At 41.9% G+C, this 16,855-nt stretch carries 8 protein-coding genes and 3 pseudogenes; 2 read left to right on the top strand and 9 right to left on the bottom strand.

The annotated features are described in order from the left end of the window. Positions 1 to 8: 8 nt before the first annotated feature. The 3 genes from rlmN to IPL35_17475 form a co-directional block, all read right to left on the bottom strand. Positions 9 to 1,043, bottom strand: a complete 1,035-nt coding sequence (gene rlmN / locus IPL35_17485; GenBank protein ID MBK8445076.1) for a 23S rRNA (adenine(2503)-C(2))-methyltransferase RlmN — start codon at positions 1,041 to 1,043, stop codon at positions 9 to 11. A gap of 113 nt (positions 1,044 to 1,156) precedes the next feature. Beyond that, positions 1,157 to 2,242, bottom strand: a complete 1,086-nt coding sequence (locus IPL35_17480; protein MBK8445075.1) for a D-glycero-beta-D-manno-heptose-7-phosphate kinase — start codon at positions 2,240 to 2,242, stop codon at positions 1,157 to 1,159. A gap of 28 nt (positions 2,243 to 2,270) precedes the next feature. Continuing rightward, positions 2,271 to 3,479, bottom strand: a complete 1,209-nt coding sequence (locus tag IPL35_17475) for a pyridoxal phosphate-dependent aminotransferase (GenBank protein ID MBK8445074.1) — start codon at positions 3,477 to 3,479, stop codon at positions 2,271 to 2,273. A gap of 399 nt (positions 3,480 to 3,878) precedes the next feature. Here IPL35_17475 and IPL35_17470 point away from each other — a divergent pair, with 399 nt between their 5' ends. After that, positions 3,879 to 8,927, top strand: coding sequence for a gliding motility-associated C-terminal domain-containing protein (locus tag IPL35_17470; GenBank protein ID MBK8445073.1), 5,049 nt, complete (start codon positions 3,879 to 3,881; stop codon positions 8,925 to 8,927). Between the two features lie 269 nt (positions 8,928 to 9,196). Further along, a complete protein-coding gene (locus tag IPL35_17465; protein ID MBK8445072.1) occupies positions 9,197 to 10,399 on the top strand; it encodes an MFS transporter in 1,203 nt (400 codons plus the stop codon). 78 nt (positions 10,400 to 10,477) lie between these two features. Here the strand turns inward: IPL35_17465 and IPL35_17460 are convergent. From IPL35_17460 to miaA, 6 genes and pseudogenes are all read right to left on the bottom strand, one after another. Continuing rightward, a pseudogene (locus IPL35_17460) lies at positions 10,478 to 10,966 on the bottom strand (outer membrane beta-barrel protein). A 312-nt stretch (positions 10,967 to 11,278) separates the two neighbouring features. Continuing rightward, a pseudogene (locus IPL35_17455) lies at positions 11,279 to 12,821 on the bottom strand (Rne/Rng family ribonuclease). A gap of 211 nt (positions 12,822 to 13,032) precedes the next feature. After that, a complete protein-coding gene (locus tag IPL35_17450; protein MBK8445071.1) occupies positions 13,033 to 13,680 on the bottom strand; it encodes a peptidylprolyl isomerase in 648 nt (215 codons plus the stop codon). 213 nt (positions 13,681 to 13,893) lie between these two features. Beyond that, positions 13,894 to 15,094 (bottom strand): annotated as a pseudogene (locus IPL35_17445) (GlmU family protein). A gap of 101 nt (positions 15,095 to 15,195) precedes the next feature. Next, positions 15,196 to 15,699 carry a metallophosphoesterase family protein gene (locus IPL35_17440; protein ID MBK8445070.1) on the bottom strand — a complete coding sequence of 168 codons (504 nt, stop codon included), beginning with the start codon at positions 15,697 to 15,699 and terminating at the stop codon, positions 15,196 to 15,198. After that, complete coding sequence (gene miaA, locus IPL35_17435) at positions 15,696 to 16,622, bottom strand: tRNA (adenosine(37)-N6)-dimethylallyltransferase MiaA (GenBank protein MBK8445069.1); 927 nt, start codon at positions 16,620 to 16,622, stop codon at positions 15,696 to 15,698. Before miaA ends, IPL35_17440 begins: the two co-directional genes overlap by 4 nt. Positions 16,623 to 16,855: the final 233 nt, after the last annotated feature.

Here is a 16,855-nt window from a genome sequence, read left to right as displayed (position 1 = left end):
CTTCAAATTTATTTGTTCGCCAACTGCCCGCAGGCAGCATCAATATCTTTGCCACGACTGCGCCGCAAAGTGGCGATAAGTCCTTTTTTATTCAAATACCCCAAAAAATCATCAATACGTTGCCCATCGGTGCGCATAAATCCTGTACCTTCTACCGCATTGTATTCAATCAAATTGACCTTGCACGGCACAGCGCGACAAAAACGCAATAATTCTTGTGCATCTTGGAGCGAGTCGTTAAAATCTTTGAGCATCAGGTATTCAATAAAAACAGGGTTTTGGGTTTTTTCGTGATAATACACCAAAGCCGCCTGCAATGCCGCCAACGAATTAGTTTCGTTGATGGGCATAATCTGATTGCGTTTTTCGTCATTGGCGGCGTGGAGCGACAACGCTAAATTAAAACGTGGCTCATCATCGGCGAGTTTGCTGATCATTTTGGCAATGCCGGCAGTGGAGAGCGTCACCCGCCGCGGCGACATACCTAAACCCTGCGGGCTGCATATTTTTTCGATACCCGCCATTACATTGGCATAGTTGAGCAAAGGCTCACCCATACCCATAAATACGATATTGGACAAAGAACGCTCGTAGTGCTGCTGTGATAAACGGTTGAGCGTAATAATTTGGTCAAAAATTTCATCGGGATTGAGGTTGCGCATACGCTTCATTTGTCCGGTGGCGCAAAACTTACACGTCAGGCTACACCCCACTTGGCTGGATACGCAAGCTGTAACGCGCTCATCTGCCGGAATCAATACACCTTCTACCATTTTGTCGTCAAATAAGGCAAAACGACATTTGATAGTGCCGTCGCTGCTTTTTTGTTCGAGGTTGAGCCGGAGGGAGTTGATAACAAAATGAGTGTCCAAATATTGGCGCAGCGGTTTGGAGAGGTTCGTCATTTCGTCAAAATTCCACGCCCCTTTTTGCCATAGCCACTGATACACCTGTTTGGCACGAAAAGCCGCTTCGCCGCGTTGTACAAAATGTTCGGTGAGTTGTGCCAAACTATATTGGCGTATGTCTGTTTTGCTGCTCATATTTCTTGGTGGGTGACGAATTTAAAGAGGTTGATAGTGCCTTGCTGATGAAAATTATGTCTGAGATTTGCACCAACTCATTTGATGGCACTACTTTTGCTCCGAAAAAAAAACTAATCTATGGATTCTTCGGGAAAGTGGTGTATAGTATCTGCTTCGGACTGCGGAGGATAAACCTCACTGTTTTCTGTTTCTTTGCTGCCGACTTCAATTCCGAAAATTGCTTCGGTTTCTGCAATCAATTCTTCTGATGTTATGGGGCTTACGCCTATTTTGCTGCACACTACAGCCGCTGCAATATTGGCAAGTTCTACGCTGATGGATAAATCCAATCCCAATGCCAGCCCCATTGCCAAAATACTCACCACCGTATCGCCCGCACCAGATACATCGTATATGCTCTTGTTATAAGCCCGACTGATATTGCTATCTTCAGAATTATGATAAAATATACCTCTTTCTGATAAAGTGATAACAGTAGTTTCATTATCTAATAATGCTTCAATACGGGCTGCTGCCGCCACCAAATCTTCGTAGGTTTGTGCGGGCATGGACAAACCCTCCGTAGCTTCTTTTAAATTTGGCTTGAATAAAGTGCAGCCTTTGTAGGTGAAAAAATTGTGCTTTTTGGGGTCAACGGCGGTAGGAATTTCGTATTGACGACATATTTTGATAATTTCTTCAATCACAAAGGGAGTAAGCACCCCTTTATTGTAATCCTGCAATACCAATACTTTTGGCTTGAACTCTTCTATCAGGTCTGCAATTTGATTCACCAACAATATTTCCACACTTTTTTCCAAAGGGTCGCGCACTTCTTCATCATAACGCAATATTTGCATATTATTCTGATTGATTAAGCGCGTTTTTACGGTGGTAATGCGGCTTTGGTCTAAAATAATGCTATCGGTGTTGATATGTTGGTCGCGCAGCAAAGACAAAAAATCGTAGCCCGAACGGTGGTCGCCGATAACGGACACCAAAATTGGAGTAGCTCCGAGTTCTTTGATATTGAGTGCCACATTAGCTGCACCGCCTAAGCGAAATTCCTGACGAGATACATCTAAAATCGGAACCGGAGCTTCGGGCGAAATGCGGCTTATTTTGCCGAAAATGTAATGGTCTATCATCACATCTCCGACAATCATCACTTCAGAACCCGCAAAGGAGTTCATTATTTGGCTGATCCAACTGCTCATTATTGTCGCTGAAAAAATGACAATATTTTTATTGATTAATAATCGGTTGCAACTGTGCAAAAGCTGTTTTCAGACGGCGCATCGCTTCGGTGAGAGCTGTTTCGGAGGCTGCATACGAAATACGCAGGCAATAAGGGTCGCCGAAAGAAGTACCGCTTACTACCGACACATGGGCGGTATTGAGCAAATACATACACAAATCGTCCACATCTTTAATAATAGTATCTTTGTATGAAGTGCCGAAATAATCCTCTACATCAGGAAAAACATAAAAAGCTCCTTGCGGCTCGTTGCACACTAGTCCGGGAATTTCGCGCAGGTGGGAAATGACCAAATCGCGGCGTTTTTTGAAAGCATCGCGCATTTCGTAAGTAGGTGCTAAAGAGCCTTCTAGGGCGGCGAGGGCGGCGCGTTGCGCAATACAACTGGCTCCTGAAGTAAACTGCCCCTGCATTTTGTCGCAGGCTTTGGCAATTTCGAGGGGTGCGCCCATATATCCAATACGCCAACCTGTCATGGCAAATGCTTTTGATACTCCATTTACTGTAACCACACGGTCTTTCAATTCCTCAAACTGGGCGATGCTTTCGTGCTTGCCCAAAAAGTTGATATGTTCGTATATCTCGTCAGAAATAACAATGATGCGTGGATATTTTTGCAATACTTTCGCCAATCCGTGCAATTCTTCTTTGGTATAAAAAGTGCCCGTGGGGTTGCAGGGCGATGAAAATAAAAATACTTTGCTGCGCTCGGTGATAACAGCTTCAAGCTCGGCAGGCGAAATTTTAAAATCGTTTTCCACTGCACTCGGAATTTCCACCACGGTTCCTTCTGCGAGTTGTACCTGTGCGGCATAGCTCACCCAATAAGGTGCAGGAATAATCACTTCATCGCCCGGATCAACGGTACATAAAATAATATTGGCTAAAGATTGTTTGGCTCCGGTAGAAACCACAATTTGTTCAGGGGCATAGTCCAAATTATTCTCTTGCTTGAATTTACGGCTGATGGCTTGTCGCAAATCCAAATAACCCGGCACGGGCATATATTTGAAATAATGCTCATCAATAGCTTTTTTGGCTGCTTCCTGTATGTAGGCAGGTGTATCAAAATCGGGTTCGCCAAGACTTAAGTCTATCACCTGAACACCTTTGGATTTCAGTTCGCGACTCAATTTTGACATCTGAATAGTTGCCGATTCGGTAATATTTTCAATACGAGCACTTAAAACACCCATAAAAAATGTATATGATGAGAAATAAAGAATTTATTTTTTTATAAAAGGCAAAAGTAAATAAAAAATACTTCATACGAAATTTTTGTTGCGTCTTTACTTCTCCTATTACCAAAAGATAATTTGAAAGCCACAAAAATATATATACCTTTTTTGTTCTTTCTTTATATTTAAATAATTGATTATCAGTTATTTGTGTATTTTTATTTTAAAAAATATTTTTTTGGCAAGGTAATTGATATATTGAATTTTGAATAGCATAAAACTATTCCAAAAATCTTTTTAGACTTTTGCCGCCGTATTTATTATTGTTTTTTGAATAAAAAAATAAAGCTGATGAAGTATATCCATACTTTAATAATAATGCTGTTATTCACCTGCCTTAATTTGCAGAGTCAATGTGTGATACAGCCCTTGTCTTTGTCGCAGCGCATTGATGCTGCCACACTCATTATTGACGGAAAAGTGATAGCGCAGCAAGCAATGTGGCACGATGCACATATTATCACTGTACATCAAATTGAAATTTACAGTATTTTGAAAGGTATTGCAGCAGCCAATATAGTGAGTGTTTATACCGAAGGCGGCAGTATAGGAGTCTGGCACGAAGAGGTGTATCCGAGTTTGTCCCTGCAAATCGGCGAAAGCGGCGTTTTTATGTTGCATCAGGAAAATGCACTCTTGCCTCATTATGCACTTACTGCGGGTGTGCAGGGTTTTGTTGCTTATGAACCTCAAAGCGGTGTTTATCACGATAGAGAGCAACAATATGTTTCGGCAAAAAAATTGTACAAAACTATTCAAAAATATACCGCACAAAAAACAACTGTCGTTAAAAAAAATCCGAATACCGCTGTTCCTGCCGCCAAATCTGATGCTTTGCAAATTAGCAGTTTTTATCCGACCGCAGTAAAAGCAGGCATACAAGATGTATTGACTATTGAAGGTAATAATTTTGGCACTTGGGGCAGCGAAGCAGGCATATATTTTCGCGACCCTAACGAAGTTAATTTGGAACAATACCAAAAAGTACCCGATAACCATATTATATCTTGGAGCGATGAAACTATAAAATTGTGGATACCGGGTGTATTGACGAATAACGGACACAATGGAGCAGGTAGCGGAAAAATTATGGTGTATAATGCGGAGGGTAATTATATAAAATCAGATAACGAACTGCAAGTTATTTTCAATAAAAGAAATATCAATTTTGAACCGATACATTTGGTAAATGATAATGAAAGCGGCAACGGGATTTCTTTTAAAGTTGCCTATCCTTTGGCAAATAATGCTGCCGCTATGGGTGGCATCAACGATATGCTGGAAATATGGCGTTGCGAAACCGGAATGAACTGGCAGGTGCAGGGGGCTACTTCCAATACCCTCAGTAGCGATGACGGCGAAAATATCATCACCTACGACCTCAATAATACTTTGCCTATTGGTTATATTGCCCGTACCCGTTCTTTTATGTTGCAGTGTGGAGAAGATATTTATCTCAACGGAGCGGATATTATTATCAGCAACGACTATAACTGGAACTTCGGCGATACGCCATTGACCAACGAACAGGTTGATTTTCAATCATCTGTATTACACGAATTAGGGCATGTAATAGGTTTGGGACATACGCTCAATGCAGCAAGTGTTATGTATAGTGTGTTGCCTTTGGGTGGTATTAAGCAGTACATTGAAGACAATTCAAAAGAAGCAGGAATGTTGGTGATGCAAGAAAGCAGCAGCGAAAGCGTATGTGGTTTTGATACTTTTAAAGTTTTTGATACAGCTAATTGTACAACAGATAATAACAATGATACTCCGCAAGATACCGCTATTGTGGTAGTGCCTGTGGATAGCACAGATAATAACAATGATACTCCACAAGATACCGCTATTGTGGTAGTGCCTGTGGATAGCACAGATAATAACAATGATACTCCGCAAGATACCGCTATTGTGGTAGTGCCTGTGGATAGCACAGATAATAACAATGATACTCCGCAAGATACCGCTATTGTGGTAGTGCCTGTGGATAGCACAGATAATAACAATGATACTCCGCAAGATACCGCTATTGTGGTAGTGCCTGTGGATAGCACAGATAATAACAATGATACTCCACAAGATACTGCTATTGTGGTAGTGCCTGTGGATAGCACAGATAATAACAATGATACTCCACAAGATACTGCTATTGTGGTAGTGCCTGTGGATAATCCTGAACCGATGATATGTTCATTATTATCCGTAGAAGCAGCGTGGCAAAGTGCTTGCGACCCCAACACGCAAACCTATTCGCAGGGCATTATGCTCACTTACGAAAATGCACCCGCTTCAGGGTACTTAATCGTAAATGGTCAATATTTCCCTGTTTCTGGCAGTCCGCAATGGGTAGTTTTGGAAAATCTTTATGCCAATGGTGTGCCGGTTGATGTGTTTGCTTATTTCACCGAACAGCCGGCTTGTGGCATAGCAGTTTATGATTTATTTAATGCCCCCGCTTGTATAGCTCCCGACCCTTGCTATATGGGAGGTTTTACGATAGGCAATACTACTTGCAATCCTGAAAACAATACTTTTCAGCAAGATATACAAATTTATTATACTGCTCCTTTGGGTTCTTTATTCGCAGTCAATGATATAATTTACACGGCTACCGGCAGTCCGCAAACCGTCACGATTTGGAATATTCCGGCAGATGGCAGTTCGCAGAGTTTGAATATTGCCTTTCTGAATTATCCTTCCTGTGCCGTTTCTTTGGCAGATGCTTTTGTTGCACCTGCTACTTGCTTGCCGCCGCCGCCTTGCAGCATTGATGCCGTAATAGCAGATTATCAGTCGCCGTGCGATGAAGCTACACAAAATTATTCGCAGATATTGGGAATTACATACAGCCACGCACCCGCCGAAGGATTTTTGGTGGTGAATGGTCAAAGTTTTGCCATTACCAACGAAGCGCCGCAAAATATTGTGTTGAGTGATTTACCCGCCAATGGTTTGTTGCAAGATGTCGTCATTTATTTCAGTGCCGATACAACCTGTGCGCTGACGGTGGCAGATATATTTACTGCGGCAGCACCTTGTATTCCACCGCCGCCGCCTTGTGCTATTACACAAATAACAGCCGGCGGGCAGACCGCTTGCGATGAAAATACACAAACTTTTACACAAGAAATAATCGTGTTTTATGAAAATGCACCTGCTGACGGCGAATTGATAGTGAACGGACAGGCTTTTGCTGTTGTGCAAAGCCCACAATATATTTTATTGGATAATCTTGCGGCTGATGGTAATTTTCATGATGTAGCAGTTTCATTTAGCGAATCACCGGAATGTGCCACTACTGCAACAAATATTTTTGCAGCACCTGCACCTTGTATTCCACCGCCGCCGCCTTGCAGCATTGCGCAAGTAGCAGTCGGTGAACAAACAGCCTGCGATGAAATTACACAAACTTTTACACAGGAAATTATTGTATATTACGAAAATGCACCTGCTGACGGCGAATTAGTTGTAAACGGACAGGCTTTTGCCGTTACACAAAGCCCGCAAAATATAACGCTTACGAACTTGATTGCGAATGGAAATACTTATGATATAGCAGTCGTTTTTTTGGCAGATGAAAATTGTATCTATGCCGCCGCCGATGTATTTACGGCACCTGCGCCTTGCCTGCCGCCACCGCCTTGTGCTCTGTATCAGTTAGAAGTAGGAGGGCAAACTCAATGTGATTCATTAACTCAAACTTATTCGCAAGAAATTATTGTATATTATAATAATGCCCCACAAACAGGGTTTTTGACAGTAAACGGACAAAATTTTGAAATTACACAAAGTCCTCAGTATGTCACTTTAAATAACTTGCCTGCCGATGGCAGTATTCAAGATGTAACAGCATGGTTCAGTGCTGCTCCCGAATGTAGTTTCACGGAGTATTTTATGTATTTTGCACCGCTACCTTGCCAACAAGAAGAAATTATTGATACGCCCCCCTGCACCATCAACAATATTAGTGTGGGTTATCAAAGCGGGTGCGATACCGAAAACAATACTTTCCAGCAAATATTGACCGTAGCATACAACAATGCACCGCAAAGCGGATATTTGTCGGTGAACGGTTTATTATATACCATCACCGAAAGTCCGCAAACAGTGACTTTGGTATTGCCGGTGGGGACAGGTGAGAATATTCCACTAACAGCTCATTTTACCGAAAACAGCACTTGTGTGTGGAGCAATGCCGCCGTTTATATTGTGCCGCCCGTTTGCGAAAATGATTCTATTTATATAGAAGAACCCAACGCTGTCTCTTGCGAGCAAAATACTTATTGCACTACAGCCATGACGAAAATCAGCATTTGTCCGCTGTTTTGCAGTTTGTCGAGTGATTATGTTATCACCGAAGTGGCTTCTTTATTCAGTTGTGGTAAAGATATTAAACAAACCTGTGTAGATTATACACCACTACCGGGTATGGAAAATGTTGGAGAAGAAACACTCACCATCACTGCCTGCGATAATAGCGGTACTTGCGAAACGGTAGCCATTACTGTATATATCAACAACGCGGCTAATACTGCACCTTCGGCACAATCTGATAGTATTCAGGTGGCTTCGGGAGTATCGGCGTACAGCATTGACCCCTTGCTCAACGACAGTGATGTCAATGGCGACAGTTTAAGTATTTGTAATTTTAGTTTTCCGCAGCACGGTTTTGTGGGTTTAGTGAATAATACGCTTACCTATATGCCCGAAGATGGATTTACGGGTAATGACTTTTTTACTTATACCGTATGTGATAATTCGGTATGTGATGAAAAAAATGCTACCACTACCATTTATTTGCAAGTAGGAACGCCCTGCCAGCCGGAAGTGTCTTATGCCTGCACCGATAATTTGACCAATCCTTTGGTATTGTGCCCCGACTTTTGTTTTGGAGAGGAGTCTTATAGTATCACCGCTTTGGAGTCGGTGTTTCAGTGCGGCTTGCACCAACTCAGCGATACCTGTGTACGTTATGTGCCTTTGCCTGCTTTTTCCGGTATGGATACGGTATTGTTAACAGCTTGTATCGCTGACGGAATTTGCCAAACGGCTGTTTATTATATTCATGTATTTGACGGTTGTTATGATGAAGAGGGTGCAGGAAAAAAAGAAGAAGAAACGAATGTTACTACTGAAAAATGGCAGATTCCGAATGCTTTTTCGCCCAATAGCGATGGCAGCAATGATATATGGAAAGTGGCAAACGGCGACGAAACTACGGCTTTGTTACAGGTATTTACTTTGTCGGGACAACTCGTCTATGAGCAGCGCAGCACTTTGCAGCAGCTTCGCTGGAGCGGCGATGCACTGCCCGAAGCACCTTATATTTTTGTGCTGCAAGCGTGGAACGAGCAACATATATTGTTGAATAAGAAGTTTTTAGTAGAATTAAAGAGAAATTAAGCATTATCAATATTAGTATAATGAAAAAAAATATTTAATTAATAAATTAATTTTTAAACTTTGTGTTTATATTTGTCCTTGTAAATGGTTAAATTAACTAAAGTATTTTTTAATAAATATTTTGAAAATTAAAATATTACGGACTAAATCTCGTTTTTATTATTATAAATATAGAATTGTTTTATTAATTGTTTCATATATGTTATTGCAATAAAGGTCGGCGTGATGCTGACCTTTATTGTTTTATAGCTACCTTGGAGCACTTTTTTATGACTAATATTTTTACTTCCTTTAAAGGATTATCAGGGCGTATTTGGCTGTTGGCATTTGTAAATTTTATCAATCGCAGCGGCTCTATGATTATGTGCTTTTTGCCGTTATATATTACCGAGTCGCTGCATTACAGTCTGTCGCAGGCGGGTGTCGCAATGGCTTGCTTTGGTTTGGGTGCTATTATCGGGCAGCAAATCGGTGGTTCACTGACGGATAAAATAGGCTATCGTCGCGTACAACTTGTTTCGCTGGTAGCTACTGGTGTGATGGCATTGGTGCTGTTGCAGGTGCGTGATTATTATGTATTGTGTGCCACACTTTTTACATTGAGTTGTGTATCCGAAGCTTTTCGTCCGGCAAATTCCGTGGCTATCAGCTTCAACAGCACAGCCGCTACGCGCACGCGCTCTTTTTCGCTGCTGCGGGTAGCATTTAATTTAGCCATTACATTATCGCTTACCTTGGGCGGTTGGCTCATTTTGCAGGGTTGGCATTATATTTTTTGGGTAGATGCGCTCACTTGTTTTGCGGCAGCAGCGGCTTTGTTTTTTCTATTGCCCGAAGCACCGGCGCAGGCGTTTTCCGAAACGCTTGCCGCCTCACAGCAGCAGCACACAGCTGACGATGCTTGGATTGCTTTCAAAGATCCTCTTTATGTGCGTTTTATAATAGGCACTTTTTTGGGAGCTTTATCTTTTATGCAATTAGTATGGTCAGTGCCACCGTTTTTTAAGCAATATTATCATTGGAACGAATTTACTATCGGTTGTGTATCTGCCATCAATGGCGTAGTGGTGATGCTGCTCGAAATGCCGGTGGTGCATTATTTGGAACGCCACTACAAAATGATGTCGCTCATTCGTATAGGCACTTTGCTGTATGCAGCGAGCTATGTGGCATTGATGTTGCCTTTAGCGCAGGCTTGGACAGCTGCTGTGTTGTATATGACCATTATTTCGTTTGGCGAAATATGGGTGATGCCCTTCAGTACCACCTGGGCACTGAAATGCGCACCGGAAGGACAAGAAGGAAAATATATGTCGTTGTACGGAATGGCCTATGCTACCTCCAATGTAGTAGCACCATTGATAGGAACACAACTAATGTCGCATTTTCCGTATCAGGTATTGTGGGGTGCGGCGGCACTGATAGCAGTAGGAGCGTGGTTAATTTTCAAATCATTGCCGGAAAAACTCTGAAAAAATATACCATAAAAAAACGCTTTCAACATTCGTGTTGAAAGCGTTTTTTGGGGTTTTAAATTTTGCTAATTATTATTAAAACGCATAGTTCAAACTAAAGCCCAAAGTAGCAGGGTCAAGTGCCAAACCAAATACATTGGCAGTAGTGCCGTCGCCGCCGCCGTCAGGTTTAGTGGTAGCAGTGCGGAAACCCAAGAAACCATAATTGGCATTGATAGCCCAACGGTCTGAGAACGCGTAATCAATACCCGGACGCACACCAATCTCAAAGCTGCTTCTTTTGTTTTTGATGCTATTTACTTCTGCGCTGCCAAAACCAACAGTAGCATCAGCTTGCAAATAAACCCCCATTTTTTCGTTAGGAGTACGGCGAAAACGTACAAAAGGCATCAAATTAAACATGCTTTCTTTGTCATCGCCATAAGATTCGCCCGAAATACCCGCACGCAAACCTAATACCAAATTGTTGGACATATTATAGCCCAAATAAGGCATTACCGAATAAGTGGTGGCGCGGTCATCTACATCTTTTACGCCGGAAGATAAAAAAGAAAGCGTACCGCCTGTAAAATATTTCTATTGTGCAGACACTTGGTTGCTAAAAACAAGGCATAATACAAATACAGAAATAAACTTTAATGTTTTCATGTTTGATAAATAATGTTTTTGGGTTAATGAATAAATGAATCTTTTTATTAATAATTTATGTATATAAAAAATAAATCACCTGTTGCTAAAAGCTGATAATGTTAGTTATTTTTTCTAAAAAAAAGAAACCGAAAAGATTGTCAGAAAGTTCCTGTCTGAACACAACTTTTTTTGAATAAAAAATATAGGCTGCATCGCTTTATTATAAGCAAAAAAAAATGAGTTGTTTTATAATTCTATTTCTTCGCCTTCTTTGTTATAAATATGGTAATCCATTAATGACAAAGCAGCATCAGAGCTGATATTGATTCGTTTTTTAAATTCCCACATCCATTGGTAGCGCAAAGACCACCAACCGCGTTGCAAGTGGCTCTCTACAAAAGGATGTACTTTTATTTTTAGTTCTTTATAATTTAATTCTTTGAACAAGTAGCTCAAATCTTCATAAACATGGTCGATGAGCAGCAAACTGGGTTGTGCTACACCGCTACCATTGCAATGAGGGCAGGTTTCGGTATTGGTAATTTGCAATTCGGGGCGCACCCGTTGGCGGGTTATCTGCATCAGGCAAAATTTTGACAAAGGCAAAATAGTATGCTTGGCGCGGTCATTTTTCATCAACTCCACCATCGTATCATATACCTTTTTCGGTTTCGTTTGATTTCATATCAATAAAATCAATGGTAATGATACCGCCCAAATCGCGCAGCCTGATTTGGCGCACAATTTCGGCTGCTGCCAATAAATTTACCGATAAGGCATTGCTGTCCAAATCGGTGCTGGTGCTCACTTTATAGCCGCTGTTTACATCAATGACGTGCATGGCTTCGGTATGCTCTATAATAATATAAGCACCGCCATTCAAATTGACGTGTTTTCCGAAAGAAGCCTTGATATTTTTATTAACGGCAAAGTGGTCAAAGATGGGTTTTTTGCCGCTATAATGTTGCACGATGCTCTCTTTGCCCGGAGCAATGCGGCTGATGTAAGTCCGAATTTCGGCACTCAAACGGGCATCATCTACCGCTACCCGATGAAAAGAAGCATTGAGCAAATCGCGCAAAATGGCGGAGGCTTTGTCTAATTCGCCGAGCAGTTTGGCGGGCGGTGTATCCGATAAAATTCCTCTATACACTTGCTCCCATTTTCCGAGTAATTCGTGGAGGTCGGCGTGGAGGTCGGCTACACTTTTGCCTTCGGCGGCGGTTCGGATAATCATACCGAAGTTGCGCGGGCATATACTTTTGGCGAGGCGTTCCAAACGTTTGCGCTCCTCTTTGGATTCTATTTTTTGTGATACCGAAATTTCTTTGGAAAAAGGAATGAGCACCAAGTACCTGCCGGCAAAAGAAATTTCGGTACTCAAACGCGCCCCTTTGTTGGCAATCGGCTCTTTGATAATTTGTACTACTAAAGGTTGCCCTTTTTGCAGCAAATCGCCTATTTTTCCATTTTTTTCGGTGTAAGGCTCTATATTAAAGTCGGCTAAAAGATGGGTAGTTTGTTGGGTGGATAGGGCAGCTTTTACAAAATTATTGAGCGAGCGCACTTGTGTGCCCAAATCGGTATAGTGCAAAAATCCTTCTTCTTTTCCCAAGTCAATAAAAGCGGCATTGAGACTGGGCAAAATACGTTTTACTTTTGCCAACAAAATATCTCCCACTACAAAGCGGGTATTCTCGTGTTCATAGTGTAGTTCGGTAAGTATGCCTTCCTCCAGCAGTGCAATTTCTGTTCCCTTGCCTTGTGATTTTACTATAAGTTCTCGCATGAATAGCGTTTAAAAAAGTGTTGTTTGTAGGATTGCCAAACAAATATTGTAGTGTAGTAATAAATATGTGAGTAATTAATTTTTTTTGTCTTTATCCCAAAATAATGGTGATAAGATTTATTTTTTGTATTTAAAAATAATCTCTTTTGTGCATCAGAAAAGAAAAGTGAAATAATGAATTGGCTTCGGGTAATGTGTGTGTGTTTACTGTTTAACGAATCAGGCGCATTTTTTTTATATGAATATCTTTTTTAGGACGGTCATTGGCTCCGGTGGACTGTGCTGCTATTTTATCCACTACTTTCAAACCTTTATATATTTCGCCAAATACAGTATAGTTGCCGTCTAAGTGCGGCGTGCCGCCGATGGTTTTATACACTTCTTTTTGCTCATCGCTCAAAGGGCGTGCGCCGCGGCGTGCCGCCGACTGCAGCGATTCCTCATCAAATACTTTGCCCTGCACCAAATAAAACTGGCAGCCCGATGATGCCTTTTGCGGATTATTGTCGCGGGCGGCGGCGAGTGCACCTTTTTTATGAAAATAGTTGTCGTTGAACTCCGCCGGCACTGTATAGCCTACATCGCCGTTGCCCAGGGCTTGGTCGGGGGCGGCATCTTTGGATTTGGGGTCGCCGCCTTGTATCATAAAATCTTTAATAACACGATGAAACAACAAGCCGTCATAGAATTTTTCCTGTACCAATTTTACAAAATTATCGCGGTGTTGAGGAGTGCCGTCATATAGCATTACTTTAATAGTACCCATATCTGTTACTATTTTTACTTTTTTACTTTGTGCTTGCAAAAAAGAAGTAAAGAGGAACAAAGCAACAAAAACTGTTAACATTTTTTTTTGCATATATTATATGTGTAATATTGATGAAAAGATATATAAAAACGAGCCAATGAATTTTAAAAAGAAAAAGCAGGTTTGCAGCATTTTTGAACAGAAAGATAATTTTTATACTGACTCTTAGTGCAAATGTAAAAAAACATTCCATAAAATTTTAAGAGATAGATAAAAATTAATAAAGGATATTTTCTACGAGACGCAGAAAAATGATTGTATAACTTATGGTTTCCGATTCCAAATACGATAAGGCTCACTGTCTTGCCATATTTGATAGAGGAGGTCGTAATCAAAATCGCTCAAATTTTGGTTGCGCCGTGCCAATACTCGTGCTGCGGTTTCCATCGCTTTGTCGTAGCGGTAGTCGGTAAATTGTTCGCCGCCGCCCCACGCAAATGAAGGAATATGTTTGGGCGGAAAGTCGCTGCCGAAAATATTGCAGGAAACGCCCACCACCGTTCCGGTATTGAACATCGTATTGATGCCGCATTTGGAATGGTCGCCCATTATCAAACCACAAAATTGTAGGCTGGTATCAATAAAACCGCGCTCGGCATAGCTCCACATACGCACTTTCCCGTAGTCGTTTTTTAGGTTGGAATTATTGGTGTCAGCACCCAGATTACACCATTCGCCCAGCACCGAATTTCCTAAATAACCGTCGTGTGCTTTGTTGCTGTTGCCCCATATTACCGAGTTGTTGATTTCGCCGCCTACTTTGGCATAATCACCGATGGTGGTAGCACCATAAATTTTAGCTCCCATTTTCACCACAGCGTGCTCGCCCACAGCTATAGCTCCGCGCAGTATTGCCCCTTCCATCACTTCGCAGCCTGCACCGAAATACATCATTGCACCGTTGGCATTGAGCGTAGCTCCTTCTATAACAGCTCCTTCTTCCAAAAAAATACGTTTTTTGTCGCCGATAATACGATTGCTCTTGCTCAAAGGTGTAGAGGTACGCCCTTGTGTGAGCAGTTGAAAATCGCGCTCAATGGCGGTGGCATTGTGCAAAAACAAATCCCAGGGACGGTGCAGCCAAATACACGGCGACTCCCACTGATAGGCACTGAATTGTTGAGAACTCTGCTGCAATGTGCCATTCCACGCAATAATTTCGCCGCCGTCTTGCAAAGCTTGGGCGGGTTTGAGGGTGCGGATTTTTCGTGCCAATGTACGCTCCGGCAATATGCTGCTGTTGATAAATATCGCTTCTTCGGGCAAAGATTATATTGCCTTTTTGCATTAGATAAGGAGCGGTAACAATTTGAACGGGGCTTTTGAGCATCAATTCCCACTTTTTGCGCAAAGTAAGCACCCCGATACGCAAATCAGAGATGGGACGTGTGTAGGTAAGCGGCAACATTTGCTGCCAAATACGCTGAAAATCTACTAATACAAAAATTTTGTTGTCTTGATTCATACAGTAAAAATAAATAATGCTTTTTTATTTAAAGCCGAACAGTAAAAAAACTCAATAAATTATTTAAAAAAATAAAATATCGGTTTCTACAAAAAAATACTTTATATGTGGCGTGGTGCTTCTATAATTTTTAAATCGCCGATGCGGTTACCGTCTATCGTAAATCGCAGCAAAGTGCGCACTTTGTGCCAGCCTTCCTTGCCAAAAGCCCCCGGATTCATCGTAAGCATTTGGTACTGTGCATCGTACATTACTTTGAGGATATGAGAATGTCCGCAAATAAAAAGTTGTGGTGTTTCGGGCTGTTGTAACAACAACTCGCGCACCCTTTTGTCGTAGCGTTTGGGATAGCCGCCGATATGTGTTATCCACACACGCACATTTTCGCAAATAAACTGTGTATCTAAAGGCAACTCGCGGCGCAGCGCAGCACCGTCAATATTGCCATATACGCCGCGCAAAGGTTTAAAATTGCGCAGTTGTTCGAGTACTTCCATCGTACCGAAATCGCCCGCATGCCACACTTCATCACAGGTTTCAAAATGTTTAAAAACGCGCTCGTCCAAAAAACCGTGCGTATCCGAAATCAGTCCGATATGTTTCATTGAATAAAAAGATGATTTTCAATGTGTTGAATAAGGGCAGGGATATTGTCGGGAGCAAAAAAAACAGCTTCACTTTCTTTTTTAAACCAAGTCACTTGCCTTTTTGCATAGTTGCGGCTATGTTGTTGTATGAGTTGAACCGCTTTTTCCAAATTTGTTTTTCTGTCAAAATAATCAAATAATTCCTGATAACCCACAGTTTGCAGGGCATTGTAATGGCGAAAGGGCAAAAGATTTTCTGCTTCTTTGAGCAGTCCGTTTTGCATCATGTTCAGCACTCGCTTATCAATGCGCTCATAGAGCGAAGGGCGTGGCAATTCCAAAACTATTTTAAGGCTGCGAAAGGGGCGCGGCGGTGCGGCAAACTGAGTATGAAATTCGCGTAGGCTTTTGCCACTGGTGAGTATTACTCCCAAAGCACGCATCACGCGGTGTGGATTTTGGAGTTCGTAGCTGTTGTAGTGAGGGTCGAGAGAGGCGAGTTGTTGGCACAGCGATTGCAGTCCTTCATTTTGCAGTTGTGTTTCTAATTGTCGGCGAATGGCGGGGTCAGTGTCGGGCGTGGCATCAAAGCCGTGTAGCACTGCCCGCGCAAAAAGCCCAGAGCCGCCGCAGAGTATCACAATAGGTCGGCGGCGGTGCAAAGCAGCTATGCAAGCCAATGCTTCGTGTTCGTAAGTGCCGGCGGTATAGGTGTCGCGCACCGACAGACAGTTGATGAAATGATGAGGAACGGCGGCTAATTCTTCGGCGGAGGGCTTTGCAGTACCGATGCTCATTTCGCGATAAAACTGGCGTGCATCACACGAAACGATTTCGGTGCCGAAATGCTGCGCCACCTGAATAGCCGTCGCCGTTTTTCCGGTGGCTGTTGCTCCCAGAATCGCTACCACCATAGGCATATTTTTATCAGATACTGCCATTATAATTTTTTAAAAAGCCAAATACAATAGGAAAGCAAAGGTAAAACAGAATGATTGTAAAATGCACTATAAAGTATATTTTCATATACAAAGCACCGCCGCCGCTTAAAATGCTTGGCGGATATAATGCTTATATATCAGGAAAAATGAAAAAAGCTGCAACACTATAAAAGTATTGCAGCCTTTTAAATTCAACAATTAAGTATTTTTTATGAAAAAAATATTTAAACTTT

This window comes from Sphingobacteriales bacterium, from assembly GCA_016711285.1.
Lineage (GTDB): Bacteria > Bacteroidota > Bacteroidia > Chitinophagales > UBA2359 > JADJTG01.
Note: the sequence above shows the minus strand (reverse complement) of the source record. Positions and strands in the feature narration are given on the sequence as shown.